Below are 19,491 nucleotides of genomic sequence, written 5' to 3'. Positions count from 1 at the left end.
GAGGGCGCGCTCATCGAGGTGACCGCCACCGGCGACGCCGCCCGCGCGGTGCGCGAGCACGTGCCCGCGCTCGTCCAGGACAAGGTGGCCAGCCGCTTGTTCGCCAGGGACGCCGCCCTGTGGGGCGAGGCCGCCGAGGCCGAGGCGTCCATCCGGCTCGGCTGGACGCAGCTGCACGAGACGTCCCGCGCGCTGCTCGGGCCGCTCGCGGCGCTGCGCGCCGAGCTGGCCGGCGAGGGCATCGACCGGGTGGTCCTCGCCGGCATGGGCGGCTCCTCGCTGGCCCCCGAGGTCCTCGCCGGCTCGGCCGGCGCCCAGCTCGTGGTGCTCGACTCCACCTTCCCCGACCAGGTCCAGCGCGCTCTGGACGGGGACCTGCGGGCCACGGTGCTCGTCGTGTCGTCCAAGTCCGGCGGCACCGTCGAGACGGACTCCCAGCGCCGCACCTTCGAGGCCGCCTTCACCGCGGCGGGCCTGGACCCCGCCCGGCACATCGTCGTCGTCACCGACCCCGGCTCGCCGCTGCAGAAGACGGCCCAGGAGGCCGGCTACCGCGCCGTGTTCGAGGCGGACCCGAGCGTCGGCGGGCGGTTCTCCGCCCTGACGGCGTTCGGGCTCGTGCCCGCGGCCCTGGCGGGCGTGGACGTCGAGCAGCTGCTCGACGAGGCCGCCGCCGTCGCCCCGTTCTTCGCCGAGGACTCCGACGCCAACCCCGCCCTGGTGCTGGGCGCCGCGATCGGCGGCACGTCCCCGCTGCGCGACAAGCTCGTCATCCGCGACGCCGGCTCGGGCCTGTTCCACTTCGGGGACTGGGCCGAGCAGCTCATCGCGGAGTCCACCGGCAAGGACGGCACCGGGCTGCTGCCCGTCGTCGCCGGGCCCCACGCCCCCGAGCTCGCGGCCCCGGCGGCCGACGTGCTGCCCGTGGTGCTCACCCCGCTGACGGACGAGACCGAGGACGCCGGCGCGGACGAGGAGGCGGCCGCCCGCACGGAGGTCACGGTCGCCGGCACCCTCGGTGGCACGATGCTGCTGTGGGAGGCCGCGGTCGCCGTCGCCGGCCGGCTGCTGGGCATCAACCCCTTCGACCAGCCCAACGTCGAGTCCGCGAAGGCCGCCGCCCGCGGGCTGCTCGAGGCCACGCCCGCCCCGGAGCCGCCGGCGTTCGAGGACTCCGGCGTGGAGGTGCGCGGCCCCGCCGACCTGCTCGCCGGCGCCACCACGGTGGACGAGGCCGTGGCCAACCTCCTCGGCCGCCTGGGCGAGGACGGCTACCTCGCCGTCATGGCGTACCTGGACCGCGAGGGCCGGGCCGCCGACGCCCTCGCCCCCGTCCGGGCGGCGCTGGCCGAGCGCACCGGCCGGCCGGTCACCTTCGGGTGGGGCCCGCGGTTCCTGCACTCCACCGGCCAGTACCACAAGGGCGGCCCCGCCGTCGGGGTCTTCCTGCAGATCACCGGCGCCGCGAGGCACCAAGTCCAGATCCCGGGCCGGGACTTCGACTTCGCCACCCTCGTCTCCGCGCAGGCCGCCGGCGACGCGGGCGTGCTCGCCGAGCACGGCCGGCCGGTCCTGCGCCTTCACGTGACCTCGCCGGACGCCCTGGCGTGGCTCGCGGGCGTGCTCTCGGTGCGGGCCTCATGACCGCCCCCGTCACGGTCGCGGGCACCCGGAACCCGCTGCGCGACCCGCGCGACCGCCGCCTCCCCCGCATCGCCGGCCCCGCCGGGCTGGTGATCTTCGGGATCACCGGCGACCTCGCCAAGCGCAAGCTCATGCCGGCCATCTACGACCTCGCCAACCGCGGCCTGCTGCCGCCCTCGTTCGCCCTCACCGGCTTCGGGCGGCGGCACTGGAGCACCGAGGACTTCGCCCAGGTCGTGCACGACGCCGTCCGCGAGCACGCGCGCACGCCGTTCGACGAGCGCACCTGGCAGCAGCTCGCCTCCGGCTTCCGGTTCGTCCAGGGCGAGTTCGGCGACGACGAGGCGTTCGACCGCCTCGCCGCCACCGTCGGCGCCCTGGACGCCGAGCGCGGCACCGGCGGCAACCACGCGTTCTACCTGTCGGTGCCCCCGGACGCCTTCCCCGTCGTGCTGCGCCAGCTGGCCCGCTCGGGCCTGTCCGGCCCGGACGCCGACGGCTGGCGCCGGGTGGTCATCGAGAAGCCCTTCGGCCACGACCTGACCTCCGCCCAGGAGCTCGACAAGGTCGTCTCGGAGGTCTTCCCGCCGGACTCGGTCTTCCGCATCGACCACTACCTGGGCAAGGAGACGGTGCAGAACATCCTGGCGCTGCGCTTCGCGAACCAGATGTTCGAGCCGGTGTGGAACGCCCACTACGTCGACCACGTGCAGATCACCATGGCCGAGGACATCGGCATCGGGACCCGCGCCGGGTACTACGACGGCATCGGCGCGGCCCGCGACGTCATCCAGAACCACCTGCTGCAGCTCCTCGCGCTCACCGCGATGGAGGAGCCGGTGTCCTTCTCCCCCGAGGCGCTGCGCACCGAGAAGGAGAAGGTCCTCTCCGCCGTCAGGCTGCCCGCCGACCTCGCCGCGCACACCGCGCGCGGCCAGTACGCCGCCGGGTGGCAGGGCGGCGCCCAGGTCAAGGGGTACCTGGACGAGCAGGGCATCCCGGCGGACTCGATCACCGAGACCTACGCCGCGATGCGGCTGGACGTGGACACCCGCCGCTGGGCGGGCGTGCCGTTCTACCTGCGCGCCGGCAAGCGGCTGGGCCGCCGCGTCACGGAGATCGCCGTGGTCTTCAAGCGGGCCCCGCACCTGCCGTTCGACGCCACGGCCACGCAGGAGCTGGGCGAGAACGCCCTGGTCATCCGCGTCCAGCCGGACGAGGGCGTGACGATCAGGTTCGGCTCGAAGGTGCCGGGCACCGCGATGGAGGTCCGGGACGTCACGATGGACTTCGGCTACGGCCACGCGTTCACCGAGAACTCGCCCGAGGCGTACGAGCGGCTCATCCTCGACGTGCTGCTCGGCGAGCCGCCGCTCTTCCCGCGGCAGCGCGAGGTGGAGCTGTCGTGGCAGATCCTCGACCCGATCATCGCCGCCTGGGAGGAGCTCGGCCAGCCCGAGCCCTACGCCCCCGGCTCCTGGGGCCCCGCCGGGGCGCACGCCATGCTCGCCCGCGACGGGCGCAGCTGGCGCCGGCCGTGACGGCCCGGCACCCCGGGGCGGCGGCCGCCGCCCCGGCGCACCACACCTGGAAGGACCAGCGACGATGATCGTCACCCTGCACGACACCACCTCGTCGGCCGTCGGAAACCGCATGGTCTCCCTGCGGGAGGAGGGCGGCGTGGTGGCGCTGGGGCGCGTGCTCACGCTGGTCATCCTCGCGGACACGGAGGAGGCGGCGGAGGAGGCCATCCGGGTCTCCAACGCCGCCTCCCACGAGCACCCCGCCCGCGTGATCGTGGTGCTGCCCGACGGGCCCGCGGACCCGGCGGCCTCCGCCGGGCTCGACGCCGAGATCCGCGTCGGCGGTGACGCCGGCGCCTCCGAGGTGGTCGTCCTGCGCCCGCGGGGCGGGGCCGGCGGCCGGCCCGACACGCTGGTCATGCCGCTGCTGCTGCCCGACGCGCCCATCGTGGCGTGGTGGGTGGACTCCCCGCCGGCCGCGCCGTCGCAGGACCCGATCGGGCTCATGGCCCAGCGGCGGATCACCAACTCCATGCACTGCGCCGACCCCGGCGCCGTGCTGGCGAAGCTGTCCGCGAACTACGCCCCCGGCGACAGCGACCTGGCGTGGGCGGGCCTGACGATCTGGCGCAGCGTGCTCGCCGCGACCCTCGACGAGCCGCCGTTCGAGCCGATCACCTCCGCGACCGTCTCCGGGTCGGAGTCGCACCCGTCCATCGCGCTGCTCGCCGGGTGGCTGGCGGCGCGCCTGGAGGTGCCCGTCACGATGGTCGCGGACGGGCACGACGCGATCAGCGGGGTGGTGCTGGAGCGCCCCTCCGGGCCGATCAGCCTGACCCGCGCGCAGGGCTCCACCGTCGCCTCGCTCACCCGCCCCGGGCGCGTGGACCAGCGGATCAACCTGCCCCAGCGCTCCCTCCAGAACAGCCTCATCGAGGAGCTCCGGCGCCTCGACCCGGACGAGGTCTACGGCGAGGTCCTCACCGAGGGCCTGCTCATCCTCGAGCTGGTCTGACCGGCACGACGCCGAGGGGCCGGCTTCCGCAAGGAAGCCGGCCCCTCGTCCGTCCTGTCTCAGCCGCGCCCGTGAGCGCCGGCTCTGCGGCCGGTCTCAGCCCCCGCGGCGCTCGCGCAGCGCGGCCAGCGCCTCGTCCAGGAGCGCGGCGCCGTCCTCGTCCGACCGGCGCTCCTTCACGTACGCGAGATGGGTCTTGTAAGGCTCGTTCTTCGGCGGCACCGGGGGGTTCTCCCGGTCCTGGCCGGCGGGGAAGCCGCACCGCGGGCAGTCCCAGGTCTCGGGGATCACGATGTCCGGCTCCTTCGCGAAGCTCGGTCGCACCTCGTGCCCGTTCGCGCACCAGTAGGACACCCACACCCGCGGGGCGATCTCGCCCCGCTCGGTCTCGCCCATGGGCCCCGCACCGACGCGGGAGCCACGGATCGCGCTACCACCAGCCACGTCAGTCTCCTCTACAGCTCGAACTTCTGGATCAGCCCGATGAGCACGATGCAGGTGACCCAGATCAGCGAGATCGCGATGGTGATCCGGTTCAGGTTGCGCTCGGCGACCCCGGACGAGCCGACGCTGCTCGAGAAGCCGCCACCGAACATGTCGGACACACCGCCGCCCTTCCCCTTGTGCATGAGGATGGTCAGGATCAGGAAGATGCTGGTGAGCACCAGCAGCCCCTGGAGGATGATCCGCAGTACGTCCACGCGCCGTGTCCGTTCGTTCGTCGTTGCAGTCGCTTCGGCGCACCGGGCGCCGCGACCAGGATAAGCGATCGCCTGGTCGGGTAAGGCTAGGTAGCCGCCGCTCGGGATGCGGCGCCGACGCGGCGGACGCCAGGGCCCGAGACCAACCAACGCCACAGCTGACCGCTCGCGCCGCAAGTGACGTCTCACGCCGCCACGTCTCACGGGCGGGGCCCGCGGCGCGGCCGGCCGCCGCGCCGCGGGTAGGTCAGACGCCGACCTGGTGGTCCTGGTAGCGCACGATGGCGGCGAACTCCTCGGCCTTGAGGCTCGCGCCGCCCACCAGGGCGCCGTCGACGTCGTCCTTCGCCATGATCGAGGCGACGTTGGAGGACTTCACCGAGCCGCCGTAGAGCACGCGCACCGCACCGGCGACGTCGTCGGAGTACAGCTCGGCGAGCTTGCCCCGGATCGCGCCGCAGACCTCCTGCGCGTCCTCCGGGGTGGCGACCTCGCCGGTGCCGATGGCCCACACCGGCTCGTACGCGATGACCGTCCTCGCGGCCCGCTCCGCGTCGATGCCCGCGTACGCGCCCTCCACCTGGGCCAGCGTGTGCGCCACGTGCTCGCCCGCCTTCCGGACGTCGAGGCCCTCGCCGACGCAGACGATCGGGGTGATGCCCCTGCCGAGCGCGGCCCTGGTCTTGGCGCCCACGAGGGCGTCGTCCTCGGCGTGGTACTGCCGGCGCTCGGAGTGCCCGACGACGACGTAGCTCGTGCCGAGCCTGGCGAGCATCGCCGCCGAGACCTCGCCCGTGTAGGCGCCCGACTCGTGCGCGGAGACGTCCTGCGCGCCGTAGCGGATGTCGAGCTTGTCGCCGTCCACCAGCGTCTGCACGGAGCGGATGTCCGTGAACGGCGGCAGGACGACGACCTCGACGCCTGCGTAGTCGTGCCGGGCGTCCTTGAGCGTCCAGGCGAGCTTCTGCACCAGCGCGATGGCCTCGTGGTGGTCGAGGTTCATCTTCCAGTTGCCCGCCATGAGCGGGGTGCGGGTGGCGGCCATGTCAGTCCTCCAGAACGGCGATGCCCGGGAGGGACTTGCCCTCGAGGAACTCCAGCGACGCGCCGCCGCCGGTGGAGATGTGCGAGAACGTCCCCTCGTCGAAGCCGAGGGTGCGCACGGCCGCGGCGGAGTCGCCGCCGCCGACGATGGTGAACCCGGACGCCTCGCTCATCGCCTGCGCCACGGCCTTGGTGCCGGCCGCGAAGGCGTCGAACTCGAAGACGCCCATGGGGCCGTTCCACACGACGGTCCTCGCGTCCGCGATCCTGGAGGCGAACAGCTTTCCGGACTCCGGGCCGATGTCGAGGCCCATCTGGTCGGCCGGGATGGCGTCGGCCGCGACCGTGGTGGCCGGGGCGTCGGCCTTGAACTCTGGCGCGACCACGATGTCGGTCGGCAGGACGATCTCGACGCCCTTCTCCTCGGCCTGGCTGAGGTAGCCCCTGACCGTCTCGACCTGGTCCTCCTCGAGCAGGGAGGTGCCCACCTGGTGGCCCTTGGCCGCCAGGAAGGTGAACACCATGCCGCCGCCGATGAGGAGGCGGTCGGCCTTGCCGAGCAGGTTGGCGATGACGCCCAGCTTGTCGGAGACCTTGGACCCGCCGAGCACGACGACATAGGGCCGCTCGGGGTTCTCGGTGGCCCGGGAGAGGGAGTCGATCTCCTTGAACACCAGCTTGCCGGCGGCGTGCGGGAGCCGCTGCGCCACGTCGTAGACCGAGGCCTGCTTGCGGTGCACCACGCCGAAGCCGTCGGAGACGTACGCGTCGGCCAGCGCCGCGAGCTCGTCCGCCAGCGCCCCGCGCTCGGCGTCGTCCTTGGAGGTCTCGCGGGCGTCGAAGCGGATGTTCTCCAGCAGCGCCACCTCGCCGTCGGCGAGGCCCTCGACGACGGCCCTGGCGTCCTCGCCGACCGTGTCCTTCGCGAGCCTGACGTCGGCGCCGAGGAGCTCGCCGAGGCGGTCCGCCACGGGCGCGAGGGAGTACCTGGGGTCCGGGGCGCCCTTCGGGCGGCCGAGGTGCGCGGTCAGGACGACCTTCGCCCCCGCGCCGGTCAGCGCCTGGATGGTGGGCAGCGCGGCGCGGATGCGGCCGTCGTCGGTGATAGTGGCCCCGTCGAGCGGGACGTTGAAGTCGGAGCGGACCAGCACGCTCTTGCCGCGCAGGTCGCCGAGGTCCTCGATGGTCTTCACGCAAACTCTCCTTACGTCGTCGTAGGCGCGGGGCCGTCCGGCCCTGACGCGCGGACGTCCGCGTGCGCGAGCGGGATGCTGCGCACGCGGACGTCCGTTGGCTGTGCCGAGGCTCAGAGGCGCTCACCCATGTAGGTGGCGAGCTTGACGAGGCTGTTGGAGTAGCCCCACTCGTTGTCGTACCAGGAGACGACCTTCACCTGGTCCCCGATGACCTTGGTCAGCCCGGCGTCGAAGATCGACGTGTGCGGGTCCGTGACGATGTCGGCGGAGACGATCGGGTCCTCGGTGTAGGCGAGGATGCCCTCCCACTCCGGGAGCTCCGAGGCCTTCTTCAGGGCGGAGTTGACCGCCTCGACCGTGACCGGCTTCTCGGCGGTGAAGGTCAGGTCGGTGGCGGAGCCCGTCGGCGTCGGCACGCGCAGGGCGTACCCGTCGAGCTTGCCCTTGAGCTGGGGCAGGACCAGGGACACGGCCTTGGCGGCGCCCGTGGACGTCGGGATGATGCTCTGGGTCGCGCCGCGGGCGCGACGCAGGTCCTTGTGCGGGCCGTCCTGCAGGTTCTGGTCGGCCGTGTAGGCGTGGACCGTGGTCATCAGGCCGCGGACGATGCCGAACTCGTCGTCCAGCACCTTGGCCAGCGGGGCCAGGCAGTTCGTGGTGCAGGAGGCGTTCGAGACGATGTGGTGGTTCGCCGGGTCGTAGTCGGTGTGGTTCACACCGATCACGAACGTGGCGTCCTCGTTCGAGCCGGGCGCGGAGATGATGACCTTCTTGGCGCCGGCGTCGATGTGCGCCTTGGCCTTGGTGGCGTCGGTGAACCGGCCGGTGGACTCGATCACGATGTCGGCGCCCAGCTCGCCCCAGGGCAGGTTGGCCGGGTCCTTCTCGGCCAGGGCCTTGAACGTCATGTCCCCGACGGTGATGCTGTCCTCGGAGAAGCTGACCTCCCGGTCCAGGCGGCCGAGGATCGAGTCGTACTTCAGCAGGTGCGCCAGGGTCTTGTTGTCGGTCAGGTCGTTGACGCCCACGATCTCGATGTCAGCGCCCGAGGCCAGCACGGCGCGGGTGAAGTTGCGGCCGATGCGGCCGAAGCCGTTGATGCCGACGCGGATGGTCACTATGTCCTCCTGGAGTGCGCCGCTCGGCGCACGCATTGTCCGGATTCCGTCAGCACCCGAGGGTGCTCCTGGCGCCGGTGGTCCGCGGGCTCACGTGCCTGCCGACCGGGTCGTCGCCAGCCCTTGAAGTCTAGCCATCGTCCGGACGAACCACCCCGGGGACCATGGTCCGCCGGGCCGTTGTGAGGCCCCTCACAACGGGTCCGGCGGGGCTCACAGGTCGAGCATGTCCGGGGTCAGGATCGCCTCGGTGTCGGGGATGCCCTGCTCGTGGGCGCGCTTGTCCGCCATGGCGAGCAGGCGCCGGATCCGCCCGGCCACGGCGTCCTTCGTCAGCGGCGGCGTGGACAGCTGCCCGAGCTCCTCGAGGCTGGCCTGCTTGTGCTCCAGCCGCAGGCGCCCGGCCTGCAGCAGGTGGTCCGGGACGTCGTCGCCGAGGATCTCGAAGGCGCGCTCCACCCGGGCGCCCGCCGCGACGGCCGCGCGGGCCGAGCGGCGCAGGTTGGCGTCGTCGAAGTTGGCCAGCCGGTTGGCGGTGCCGCGCACCTCACGGCGCATGCGCCGCTCCTCCCACACCAGCACGGCGTCGTGGGCGCCCATGCGCGTGAGCATCGCGGAGATCGCGTCGCCGTCGCGGATGACGACGCGGTCGATGCCGCGCACCTCCCGCGCCTTGGCGACGATGTTCATCCGCCGCGCGGCCCCGACGAGGGCGAGCGCGGCCTCCGGGCCCGGGCAGGTGACCTCCAGCGAGCTGGACCGTCCCGGCTCGGTGAGCGAGCCGTGCGCGAGGAACGCGCCGCGCCAGGCGGCGGTCGCCTCGGCGACGCCGGCTGAGACCACCTGGGGCGGCAGCCCGCGCACCGGCCGGCCGCGGTTGTCCAGCAGCCCGGTCTGCCGGGCCAGGGACTCGCCGTCCTTGACCACGCGGACGACGTACCGGTTCCCGCGCCGCAGCCCGCCGCCGGAGACCACCACGATGTCGCTGGAGTGGCCGTAGACCTCCTGCATCGTCTGGCGCAGGCGCCGGGCGGCGATGCCGGTGTCGAGCTCTGCCTCGACGACGATGCGCCCGGAGATGATGTGGAGGCCGCCGGCGAACCGCAGCGTCGCGGCCACCTCCGCCTTGCGGGCGGTGACCTTCTCCACCCGCAGGCGGGCGAGCTCATCCTTCACGGCAGAGGTCAAAGACATGCCGGCCATCTTCGCACTCATCGGCGGGTGGTTCCCTCCTCGCCTGCGTCCACGTCCCCCAGCACGCCCTCGAAGGCGTCCCGGTAGGCCGCCGCCAGCCGCAGCGTGTCGTGCCGGGCGGAGCCGTCGCCGATGCCCACCTGGCGCAGCAGCACGCTGGCGCCGCACCCGGCCGCCGCGGCGGTCAGGTCGTCGAGGTCCTCCACCGCGGCCGGGTCGGCCACGACCACGTCCAGCCGCAGCCCGGGCGCGTGCTCGTGCAGGCTGCGCACGTGGTCGGCCGCCGTCATCCCGTCGGTCTCCCCCACCTGGGGCGAGAGGTTGAGGGTGAGCGCCCGCCGGGCCGGGGTGGACTGGACCGCGTCCGCGAGCTCGGGGACCATCAGGTGCGGGATCACCGACGTGTACCAGGATCCCGGCCCGAGCACGATCCAGTCGGCGGCGCGCACCGCGGCCACCGCCTCGGGGCAGGCCGGCGGGTCCTGCGGGACCAGGCGCACCTGCTCCACCGGGCCGGGGCTCACGGCCACCTTGGACTGGCCGCGCACGGTGGTGCTGCGGCCCCGCACCCGCACCCGGGCCTCGATCTCCAGCGGGACGGCGGCCATGGGCAGCACGCGGCCGTGGACGCCGAGCAGGCGGCCGACCCAGTCCAGCCCGGTGACCTCGTCCCCCAGCAGCTCCCACAGGGCCACGATGAGCAGGTTGCCGACGGCGTGGTTGTTCAGCGGCCCGTCGGAGGTGAACCGGTGCTGGAGCACGTCGCGCCAGGTCAGTCCCCACTCGCCGTCGTCGCACAGCGCTGACAGGGCCATGCGCAGGTCGCCCGGGGGCAGCACGCCGAGCTCCTCCCGCAGGCGGCCGGAGGAGCCGCCGTCGTCGGCGACGGTCACGACGGCGGTGAGGTTCTGCGAGATGTGCCGCAGCGCGCCCAGCGTCGCCGCGAGCCCGTGCCCCCCGCCGAGGGCGACGACGGCGGGGCCGCGGGCGCCGGGCTGCAGGGAGCCGCCCGCGCCGCGCGCCCCGGGCAGCCGCCCGACGAGCGCGGCCAGCGCGGCGTCCGCCGCCGCCAGCCGCGGGACCTCGCGGGGGTCGGGCACCGGCGCGGCCGCCCGGGCCCCGGCGGGACCGTCCCCCGCGCGGGGGTCGCCCGCGGGTACGCCGGGGCCGGGCCCGGGGACGTCGTCCCGGGCCGCGTCGTCGCCGGTGCGCGGCGCCGTCATTCGCGGCCCAGGTCCCGGTGGAGCGTGCGGACGGACTGGCCCCGCTCGCGCAGCCGCGTGGCGATCGCCTCCGCCATGGCGACGGACCGGTGCTTGCCGCCGGTGCAGCCCACGGCGATCGTCACGAAGGGCTTGAGCTCGTTGATGTAGCCGTCCAGCACCGGGGCGATCGCGTCGACGTAGCGCTCGGCGAACTGCTCGGCGCCGTCCTGGCCGAGCACGTAGTCACGCACGGGCTCGTCCTGCCCGGTCAGGTGCCGCAGCTCCGAGACCCAGTACGGGTTGGTGAGGAAGCGCACGTCCACGACGTGGTCGGCGTCCAGGGGCAGGCCGTACTTGAAGCCGAAGGAGACCACAGTCAGCCGCAGCGGCCGGTCCGACTCCCCCGCGACCAGCTCGCGGACCTTGCGCGCCAGGTCGTGGACGGAGAGGTCGGAAGTGTCGATGACGACGTCCGCACGCCGGCGCAGGTGCGCGAGGAGCCGGCGCTCGGCGGTGATGCCGTCCAGGAGGCGGCCGTCACCCTGCAGCGGGTGCGGGCGGCGCACGGACTCGTAGCGGCGCACCAGCACGTCGTCGTCGGCGTCGAGGAAGACGATGCGGTAGTCGGTGCCCTGCAGGCGCAGCTCGTCGAGGACGGCGACGAGCTCGGCGAAGAACTCGCCGCTGCGCACGTCGACCACGGCGGCGAGGCGGTGCACGCCCCCGCCCGTCGGCGTCATCATCCGGGCGAGCGCCGCCAGCATCCGCGGCGGCAGGTTGTCCACGACGTACCAGTCGAGGTCCTCCAGCGCCGCGGCGGTCCGGGAGCGGCCCGCGCCCGACATGCCGGTGATGATCAGCAGCTCGGGCGGGTTGGCCTCGGGCAGGCGCGCCTGGTCGTCCAGGAGGGGGATGCCCTCCGGGACGGTGGGTGGCCTGCGGTCCGCGCCCTCGGTGTCCATAACGATCAGGATGCCAGGTGGGAGGCCTGCGCGGTCCGGGCGTCCGCCGCCGTGGCGGCCCCGGCGCCGGGCCCGGCGGCGTCCGTCGCCCGCCCCGGGGCGGTGGGTTCCCGCGCGGGATCACCCGCACCGTCCCCGGCGCCGCCGAGCGCGTCGAGGACGGCCCGCGCCGTCCGGGGGCCGATGCCCTTGACCGCCGCGATCTCCTCCACCGAGGCGGCGCGGATGTTCTTCACCGAGCCGAAGGCCTTCAGCAGTGCGGCCTGCCGCGTGGGGCCGAGGCCGGGCACGCCGTCCAGCACGGACCGCGTCATGGCCTTGGCCCGCCGGGAGCGGTGGTGGGTGATGGCGAACCGGTGCGACTCGTCGCGCAGGTGCTGCAGGAGGTACAGCGCGGGGCTGGTGCGGGGCAGCACGACCGGGAAGTCGTCCCCCGGCAGCCACACCTCCTCCAGCCGCTTGGCGAGGCCGACCAGGGCGACGTCGTCGATGCCGAGGTCGTCGAGCACCCGTTGCGCGGCGGCCACCTGCGGCGGGCCGCCGTCGACGACGACGAGGTTCGGCGGGTAGGCGAACCTCCGGGCGCGGCCGGTCGCCGGGTCGACCGGGCCCGAGCGCAGCGGGACGCCGTCGTCGTCCAGGGCGTCGAGGTCGGGGCCCGCGTGGTCGGGGTCCTCACCCTCCAGGGCCGCGGCTACGGGGTCGGCGGGCGCGACGGCGTCCGGCCCCGCCTCCAGGGCCTCGCGCTCGGCGACGTACCGCCGGAACCGGCGCCGGAGCACCTCGTCCATGGCGGCGGTGTCGTCCCGGGCGCCCGCGCCGTCCTCCCCGCGCACCACGAAGTGCCGGTACTCCGACTTCTTGGGCACGCCGTCCTCGAACACCACCATGGAGCCGACCTGGTGGGTGCCCTGCGTGTGCGAGATGTCGTAGCACTCGATGCGCAGCGGCGGGTCGGTCAGCCCGAGGGCGTCCTGCAGCTCGGTGAGGGCCTTGGACCGGGTGGTGAGGTCGCCGGCGCGGCGGGCCTTGTGCAGCTTCAGCGCCTGCTCGGCGTTGGCGTGCACCGTCTCCATCAGGGCCCGCTTGTCGCCGCGCTGGGGCACGCGGATGGTCACGCGGGCGCCGCGGAGGCCGCACAGCCAGTCGGTGAGCTCCTCGGCGTCCGAGGGCAGCACCGGCACCAGGATCTCGCGGGGCACCGCGGTGGTCGGGGTGTGCGCCCGGTCGTCGACGCTCGTGGCTTGCCCGTCGGCGCGACGGGCGCGGGCCTTGCCCACCGACCCGGTGTTCCGGGGCGCGACCGGGTCGCGCTCGGCGTCGCCGTAGACCTGCTGGAGCAGGTGCTCGACCAGGCCGGCGTCGTCCAGCTCCTCCACCCGCTCGCCGACCCAGCCCCGCTGCCCCCGGATCCGGCCTCCGCGGACGTGGAAGACCTGCACGCTGGCCTCGAGCTCGTCGGCCGCGAGGGCGAAGACGTCGGCGTCCGTGCCGTCGGGCAGCACCACGGCGTTCTTCTCGACCACGCGCCGCAGGGCGGCGATGTCGTCGCGCAGCCGGGCTGCGCGCTCGTAGTCCAGCGCCGCGGACGCCTCGCGCATCTCCTTCTCCAGGCGCCGCAGGTGCGGCCCGGTCTCGCCCTCCATGAACCGGCAGAACTCCTCGGCCAGCGCCCGGTGGTCCTCGGGAGAGATGCGGCCCACGCAGGGCGCGGCGCACTTGTCGATGTAGCCGAGCAGGCACGGGCGCCCGGACGCCTGCGCGCGGCGGTAGACGCCGGCCGAGCAGGTCCGCACCGGGAAGACCCGCAGCAGCAGGTCGACCGTCTCGCGGATGGCCCAGGCGTGGGTGTACGGGCCGAAGTACCGGGTGCCCTTGCGCTTGGCCCCGCGCAACACCTGCACGCGGGGCACCTCCTCGCCCATCGTGACGGCGAGGTAGGGGTAGGACTTGTCGTCGCGGTACTTGACGTTGAACCGCGGGTCGAACTCCTTGATCCACGCGTACTCCAGCGCGAGGGACTCCACCTCGGTGCCCACGACGGTCCACTCCACGGACGCGGCCGTGGTGACCATCTGCTGGGTGCGCGGGTGCAGCGCGGAGAGGTCCTGGAAGTAGCTGGCGAGGCGGTTGCGCAGGCTCTTCGCCTTGCCGACGTAGATGACGCGACCGTGCGGGTCGCGGAAGCGGTAGACGCCCGGGGAGTCGGGCACCTCCCCCGGCCGCGGTCGGTACGTGGACGGGTCGGCCATGCTTCGAGCCTACGTCAGCGTGAACCCCTCCCCGCAGGCCCGGGCCACGGCTAGCGTGGGGCCATGGGCGGACTCCAGACGTACAGCGTCACCGTGGACTGGACGGGCGCCGACGAGCGCGGCACCGCCAGCTACACGAGCTACTCGCGGGACCACGAGGTGCGCGTGGAGGGCAAGCCGACGCTCCTCGCGACGTCGGACCTGAAGGTCCGCTCGGACGTGAGCCGGTACCGGGCGGAGGAGCTGTTCGTGGGCTCCATCTCCCAGGCGCAGATGCTGTGGTTCCTGCGCACCGCCGCCAAGCACGACGTCGTGGTGCTGGGGTACGCGGACAAGGCCACCGGCACCCAGCGGGTCGAGGGCGCGGGGTCGGGGCCCTTCGTCGAGGTGGTGCTGCGGCCCCGCGTGACCTACGCCGACCCGAGCGTCAGCGACGAGCTGGCCGCGCGGCTGCACCACGAGGCGCGCGAGCACAACCACATCGCCCGCTCGGTCAGCTTCCCGGTGCGGGTCGAGCCCGCGGTGCTGGCGCTCGCGCAGGACTGACGGGCCGGCCCCGCCCGGCCGACCAGGCGACCACGGCCGGCCGGCGGGCCCGCCGCCCGGCGGGTGGCGGCCATCGGCGGGTGGCGGCCGTCGGCGGGTGGCGGCCGTCGGCGGGTGGCGGCGGCTCGTCAGCGGGCGGCGAGCAGCGCCCCGCGGCCCTCGAGCGCCTCGGCGAGGAACTGCCCCGTGTACGACCCGGGCACGGACGCGATCTTCTCGGGCGTCCCGGTCGCCACGACCGTCCCCCCGCCCGAGCCGCCCTCGGGTCCCATGTCGACGACCCAGTCGGCGTTCTTGATGACGTCGAGGTTGTGCTCGATGACGATGACGGTGTTGCCCTTGTCCACCAGTCCCTGCAGGACGTCGAGCAGCTTGCGGATGTCCTCGAAGTGCAGGCCCGTCGTCGGCTCGTCGAGCACGTAGACGGTCCGGCCGGAGGACCGGCGCTGCAGCTCGGCGGCCAGCTTCACGCGCTGCGCCTCGCCGCCCGAGAGGGTCGGGGCGGGCTGGCCCAGGCGGACGTACCCGAGGCCCACGTCGACGAGCGTCTGGAGGTACCGGGTGATGCGCTGCACCGGCCCGAAGAAGTCCACCGCCTCCTCGATGGGCATGTGGAGGACGTCGCTGACGGTCTTGCCCTTGTAGTGCACCTCGAGCGTCTCGCGGTTGTACCTGGCCCCGGCGCACACCTCGCACGGGACGTAGACGTCCGGCAGGAAGTTCATCTCGATCTTGATGGTGCCGTCGCCCTTGCAGGCCTCGCACCGGCCGCCCTTGACGTTGAAGGAGAACCGGCCCGGCCCGTACCCGCGCACCTTCGACTCGGTGGTCTCCGCGAAGAGCTTGCGGATCTGGTCCCACACGCCGGTGTACGTGGCCGGGTTGGACCGGGGGGTCCGGCCGATCGGCGACTGGTCGACGTGGACGACCTTGTCAAGCCCGTCCGTGCCGGTGACCCGCGTGTGCCGGCCCGGCACCCCGCGGGCACGGTTGAGCTCGTTGGCGAGCACCTGGTACAGGATCTGGTTCACCAGCGTCGACTTGCCCGAGCCGGACACGCCCGTCACGGCGACGAAGCAGCCCAGCGGGAAGGAGACGGTGACGTCCTTGAGGTTGTTCTCCCGCGCGCCCACCACCGTGAGCTGCCGCTTCTTGTCCACCGGGCGCCGCTTCACGGGCGTCGGGATGTGCCGGCGGCCCGACAGGTACGCGCCCGTGACCGACTCCTCGGCCGCGAGCAGGCCGGCGAGGTCGCCGGAGTGCACCACCTTGCCGCCGTGCTCGCCGGCGCCCGGCCCGATGTCGACGATCCAGTCCGCGACGCGGATGGTGTCCTCGTCGTGCTCGACGACGATGAGGGTGTTGCCCAGGTCCCGCAGGCGGGTGAGGGCGTCGATGAGCTTGCGGTTGTCCCGCTGGTGGAGCCCGATGCTCGGCTCGTCGAGCACGTAGAGGACGCCGACGAGGCCGGTGCCGATCTGCGTCGCCAGCCGGATGCGCTGGGCCTCGCCGCCCGACAGCGTCCCGGCGGCCCGGGAGAGCGTGAGGTAGCTCAGCCCCACGTCGAGCAGGAAGCCCATGCGCGCGTGGATCTCCTTGAGCACCTGCCCGGCGATGGCGGCCTCGCGCACGCCGAGGGTCAGGTCGTCGAGGTAGGCCTTGGCGTCGGCGATGCTCAGGTCGCACAGCTCGGCGATGTTGAGCTCGCCCACCCGCACGGAGAGCACCTCGGGCTTGAGCCGCTTGCCCTTGCACACCCGGCAGGGCACCTCGCGCATGAAGCCCTCGTACCGGTCCCGGGACCACTCCGACTCGGTCTCGGCGTGCTTGCGCTCGATGAAGTGGATGGCCCCCTCGAAGCCGGTGGTGTAGGCGCGCTCGCGCCCCCACCGGTTGCGGTAGCGCACCTTGACCTCGAAGTCGTTGCCGTACAGCACGGCGTCCTTGGCGCGCTTGGGCAGCGCCCGCCACGGCGCGTCCACGGAGAACTCGAGCTGCTCGGCGAGCGCGCGCAGCTGGCGCAGGAAGTACTCGGACTGGGAGGCCCACGGGACGACCGCGCCCTCCGCGAGGCTGAGCTCGGTGTCCGGGACGACCAGCTCGGGGTCGACCTCGAGGCGCGAGCCGATGCCGTCGCACTCGGGGCAGGCGCCGTAGGGGGCGTTGAAGGAGAAGGTGCGCGGCTCGATCTCCTCGAGCGTGAGCGGGTGGTCGTTCGGGCAGGCCCGCTTCTCGGAGAAGCGGCGCTCCCGGTTCGGGTCCTTCGGGTCGAGGTCGACGAAGTCGGCGACGACGAGCCCGTCCGCGAGGCGCAGCGCGGTCTCGACGGAGTCGGTGAGGCGCTGGCGCACGTTCTCCCGGACCACGAGCCGGTCGACGACGACCTCGATGGTGTGCTTGAGCTTCTTCTCCAGCTGCGGCGGGTCGGACAGCGGCACCACCTCGCCGTCCACCCGCACGCGGGCGAAGCCCTGGCTCTGCAGGTCCCGGAAGAGGTCGGCGTACTCGCCCTTGCGCCCACGGATCATGGGGGCGAGCACCTGGAAGCGGGTGCCCTCGGGCATCTCGCGCAGCCGGTCGACGATCTGCTGCGGGGTCTGCGCCGTGACCCGCTCCCCGCACACCGGGCAGTACTGCGTGCCGGCGCGGGCGTAGAGCAGGCGGAGGTAGTCGTAGACCTCGGTGATCGTGCCCACGGTCGACCGCGGGTTGCGGTTCGTGGACTTCTGGTCGATGGACACGGCCGGGGAGAGGCCCTCGATGAAGTCGACGTCCGGCTTGTCCATCTGGCCGAGGAACATGCGGGCGTAGGAGCTCAGGGACTCCACGTACCGGCGCTGGCCCTCGGCGAAGATCGTGTCGAAGGCCAGCGAGGACTTGCCGGAGCCCGACAGGCCCGTGAATACGATGAGCTGGTCGCGCGGGAGGTCGATGCTGACGTTGCGGAGGTTGTGCTCGCGTGCCCCGCGCACGAGAAGGTGATCGCTCACCGGAAGATGATAAGGGGGCGCGCCGACACGCCGCACATGTGTTCGACCGCTCGGTTGTCACGCCCCACGCGGCGGCACCGCTCGCTGCCCGCGGCGCAGCCGTCAGTCCCAGCCCTCCGGCCGTCGCTTCTGCGGGAGGACCGTCTCCCCGCGGGCGAGCATCTCGACGAGCTCGGCGATCTTGCGCGCCCGCGTCTCGGGCCGCTTGACCGACGTGACGCGGTACACGACGGCGAACCGGTTGCCCGCGGTCAGCACGTCGAACATCTGCTGCGCGCGTGGCTCGGCGGCGACGGCGGCGGCGAGGTCCTCCGGCACCTCGGTCTCGCCCCGCCCGCCGTACGCCGCGTCCCAGCGGCCGTCCGCCCGAGCGGCGCGCACCTGCGCCCGGCCCGCCTCCTGCATGCGGCCCTCGCGCTCGAGCCGGGCGACGTGCTGGACGTTCCGGGCCGACCACCTGCTGCCCGGCCGGCGCGGGGTCATGCGCTGGAGGTAGGAGCCGTCGTCGCGGGACCTGGTCTGCCCGTCGATCCAGCCGTAGCACAGCGCCTCGTCGAGCGCCTCGGCGTACGTCAGCGTGGTGCGGTCGCCGCCCTTCTTGTGGAGCACCAGCCACACCCCGGGCGAGGAGGCGTGGTGCTCGGCCAGCCAGGCGTGCCAGGCCGCCGCGTCGGGGACGAGCAGCTCGGTCAGCTCCACCATGCCCTCATCCTGGGGCGGGGCACCGCCGTCGCGCCACGGTTCCGGGCGGGAAGCGGTGCAGGATGAGCGCATGAGCACCGACCTGCCCGGCGCGCACGTCTCCCCCGGTGGCCCGTCCGTGGTCCACGACCTGGGCGCGGTGACCGTCCGCAAGGCGAGCGTCTCCGCCCAGGACAACAACGCCTACCTGCTCACCGCGCCCGACGGCGCGCAGGTCCTCGTCGACGCCGCCGACGACGCCCCGCGGCTGCTCGCGCTCGTCGCGGAGGGCACGGGCCGGCTCGATGCGGTGGTCACCACCCACCAGCACTGGGACCACCACCGGGCGCTGGCCGACGTGGTCGCCGCGACGGGCGCCGCGGCGCTGGCCGGCGCCCCGGACGCCCCGGCGCTCCCCGTCGCCGTGGACCGGGCGCTGCGCCACGGGGACGAGGTGGCGGCCGGGAGCCTGTCCCTGGAGATCATCGCGCTGCGCGGGCACACGCCCGGCTCGGTGGCCCTCGCCCTGGCCGAGCCCGACGACGGCCCCCGCCCTGGACGGGTGCACCTGTTCACCGGGGACTCCCTGTTCCCCGGCGGCGTCGGGCGCACGACCTCGCCGGAGGACTTCCGCAGCCTCATGACCGACGTCGTCGAGCGCATCTTTGAGCGCTACCCGGACGACACGCGCGTCTACCCCGGGCACGGGGACGACACCACCCTGGGCCGGGAGCGGCCCCACCTGGAGGAGTGGTGGGCGCGCGGCTGGTGACGGCGGGAGGTGGGGATCACCCCTCCTCCGGTTGACTCCCCGGGGCGGGCGTTGCGATCTTGGGGGTGAGCCCGACAGGCTCCCGGACGAGGTGGTGCCGTACCCGGTGCGCGACAAGACGGCCCGTGGAGGTTGTCATGTCCTGGTTCGTGCTCGTCCTGTCCGGCGCCCTCGAGGCGGTGTGGGCCACCGCCCTGGAGAGGTCCGAGGGGTTCAGCCGCCTCGGGCCGTCGGTCGTCTTCCTCGTCGCCCTCGCCCTGAGCATGTCCGGGCTGGCCTACGCGCTGCGGGAGCTGCCCGTCGGCACCGCCTACGCGGTCTGGGTCGGCCTCGGTGCCGTGCTCACCGTGCTGTACGCGATGGCGACGGGCGCCGAGGCCGTGTCGGCCGTCAAGATCCTGCTGCTCGCCGGGATCGTCGGCTGCGTCATCGGGCTCAAGGTCCTGGGCTGACCCGCGCCGCGGCCGGGCCGCGCGCCCGCTCACGCCGGCTCGCCCGAGCCGCACTCCCGGCCACGCCGGCTCACCCGCACTCCCGGTCGTGCCGCTCGCCCGCCCCGCCGCCGGCTGGAACCGGGCGGTGTGAGGGGCATAACATCCGTTCGACACCCAGACACCGGTACGGATGGCGCACACCCGGTACCGACCG

Annotated in this window: 17 protein-coding genes and 1 riboswitch; of the genes, 6 read left to right on the top strand and 11 right to left on the bottom strand. The window is 73.7% G+C overall.

The features are described 5' to 3' along the window. Positions 1-18: 18 nt before the first annotated feature. The 3 genes from ACF0H8_RS09600 (at position 19) to ACF0H8_RS09590 (ending at position 4,182) form a co-directional block, all read left to right on the top strand. Complete coding sequence (locus tag ACF0H8_RS09600; protein ID WP_395290854.1) at positions 19-1,644, top strand: glucose-6-phosphate isomerase; 1,626 nt, start codon at positions 19-21, stop codon at positions 1,642-1,644. Then, a complete protein-coding gene (gene zwf / locus ACF0H8_RS09595; RefSeq protein ID WP_395288715.1) occupies positions 1,641-3,185 on the top strand; it encodes a glucose-6-phosphate dehydrogenase in 1,545 nt (514 codons plus the stop codon). The genes ACF0H8_RS09600 and zwf overlap by 4 nt, the downstream gene beginning before the upstream one ends. 64 nt (positions 3,186-3,249) lie before the next feature. Next, the gene (locus ACF0H8_RS09590; protein ID WP_395288714.1) at positions 3,250-4,182 is read left to right on the top strand and encodes a glucose-6-phosphate dehydrogenase assembly protein OpcA; all 933 of its coding nucleotides are present in this window, start codon (positions 3,250-3,252) and stop codon (positions 4,180-4,182) included. A 96-nt stretch (positions 4,183-4,278) separates the two neighbouring features. Here the strand turns inward: ACF0H8_RS09590 and ACF0H8_RS09585 are convergent, their stop codons facing one another. From ACF0H8_RS09585 to uvrC, 9 genes are all read right to left on the bottom strand, one after another. Then, positions 4,279-4,626 (bottom strand): RNA polymerase-binding protein RbpA, encoded by a 348-nt coding sequence (locus ACF0H8_RS09585; RefSeq protein WP_395288713.1) that lies wholly within the window; start codon positions 4,624-4,626, stop codon positions 4,279-4,281. Between the two features lie 11 nt (positions 4,627-4,637). Further along, positions 4,638-4,883: a preprotein translocase subunit SecG gene (gene secG / locus ACF0H8_RS09580; protein WP_395288712.1), complete on the bottom strand. Its 246-nt coding sequence runs from the start codon at positions 4,881-4,883 to the stop codon at positions 4,638-4,640. A gap of 247 nt (positions 4,884-5,130) precedes the next feature. Further along, the gene (tpiA, locus tag ACF0H8_RS09575) at positions 5,131-5,928 is read right to left on the bottom strand and encodes a triose-phosphate isomerase (RefSeq protein WP_395288711.1); all 798 of its coding nucleotides are present in this window, start codon (positions 5,926-5,928) and stop codon (positions 5,131-5,133) included. A 1-nt stretch (position 5,929) separates the two neighbouring features. Further along, positions 5,930-7,120, bottom strand: a complete 1,191-nt coding sequence (locus tag ACF0H8_RS09570; RefSeq protein WP_395288710.1) for a phosphoglycerate kinase — start codon at positions 7,118-7,120, stop codon at positions 5,930-5,932. Between the two features lie 113 nt (positions 7,121-7,233). Beyond that, on the bottom strand, positions 7,234-8,241 hold the full coding sequence (gene gap / locus ACF0H8_RS09565) for a type I glyceraldehyde-3-phosphate dehydrogenase (protein ID WP_395288709.1): 1,008 nt from the start codon (positions 8,239-8,241) through the stop codon (positions 7,234-7,236). A 213-nt stretch (positions 8,242-8,454) separates the two neighbouring features. After that, the gene (gene whiA, locus ACF0H8_RS09560; RefSeq protein ID WP_395288708.1) at positions 8,455-9,435 is read right to left on the bottom strand and encodes a DNA-binding protein WhiA; all 981 of its coding nucleotides are present in this window, start codon (positions 9,433-9,435) and stop codon (positions 8,455-8,457) included. A 17-nt stretch (positions 9,436-9,452) separates the two neighbouring features. Continuing rightward, a complete protein-coding gene (gene yvcK, locus ACF0H8_RS09555; protein WP_395290853.1) occupies positions 9,453-10,487 on the bottom strand; it encodes a uridine diphosphate-N-acetylglucosamine-binding protein YvcK in 1,035 nt (344 codons plus the stop codon). Between the two features lie 167 nt (positions 10,488-10,654). Further along, entirely contained in the window at positions 10,655-11,602 is a 948-nt protein-coding gene (gene rapZ, locus ACF0H8_RS09550) for an RNase adapter RapZ (RefSeq protein WP_395288707.1), read from the bottom strand. Positions 11,603-11,607: 5 nt separating this feature from the next. Next, positions 11,608-13,854: an excinuclease ABC subunit UvrC gene (gene uvrC / locus ACF0H8_RS09545; protein ID WP_395288706.1), complete on the bottom strand. Its 2,247-nt coding sequence runs from the start codon at positions 13,852-13,854 to the stop codon at positions 11,608-11,610. Between the two features lie 63 nt (positions 13,855-13,917). Between uvrC and ACF0H8_RS09540 the strand changes: the two genes are divergently transcribed. Next, the gene (locus ACF0H8_RS09540; protein ID WP_395288705.1) at positions 13,918-14,400 is read left to right on the top strand and encodes an OsmC family protein; all 483 of its coding nucleotides are present in this window, start codon (positions 13,918-13,920) and stop codon (positions 14,398-14,400) included. 128 nt (positions 14,401-14,528) lie between these two features. Here the strand turns inward: ACF0H8_RS09540 and uvrA are convergent, their stop codons facing one another. Together uvrA and ACF0H8_RS09530 are read right to left on the bottom strand one after the other, a co-directional pair. After that, positions 14,529-17,390, bottom strand: a complete 2,862-nt coding sequence (gene uvrA / locus ACF0H8_RS09535; RefSeq protein ID WP_395288704.1) for an excinuclease ABC subunit UvrA — start codon at positions 17,388-17,390, stop codon at positions 14,529-14,531. A gap of 102 nt (positions 17,391-17,492) precedes the next feature. Further along, on the bottom strand, positions 17,493-18,092 hold the full coding sequence (locus tag ACF0H8_RS09530; RefSeq protein WP_395288703.1) for a YdeI family protein: 600 nt from the start codon (positions 18,090-18,092) through the stop codon (positions 17,493-17,495). Positions 18,093-18,162: 70 nt separating this feature from the next. On the opposite strand from ACF0H8_RS09530, the gene ACF0H8_RS09525 reads away from it, so the two are divergent. Both ACF0H8_RS09525 and ACF0H8_RS09520 read left to right on the top strand, forming a co-directional pair. Continuing rightward, positions 18,163-18,843: an MBL fold metallo-hydrolase gene (locus tag ACF0H8_RS09525; protein ID WP_395288702.1), complete on the top strand. Its 681-nt coding sequence runs from the start codon at positions 18,163-18,165 to the stop codon at positions 18,841-18,843. Positions 18,844-18,905: 62 nt separating this feature from the next. After that, a riboswitch (guanidine-III (ykkC-III) riboswitch) is annotated at positions 18,906-18,971 on the top strand. Positions 18,972-18,980: 9 nt separating this feature from the next. Then, a complete protein-coding gene (locus ACF0H8_RS09520) occupies positions 18,981-19,295 on the top strand; it encodes a DMT family transporter (protein ID WP_395288701.1) in 315 nt (104 codons plus the stop codon). Positions 19,296-19,491 lie beyond the last annotated feature (196 nt).

Origin of the sequence: Georgenia sp. AZ-5, assembly GCF_043952095.1 — a bacterium.
Classification (GTDB): Bacteria; Actinomycetota; Actinomycetes; order Actinomycetales; family Actinomycetaceae; genus Georgenia.
This window is presented reverse-complemented; position numbering and strand designations above follow the sequence as displayed.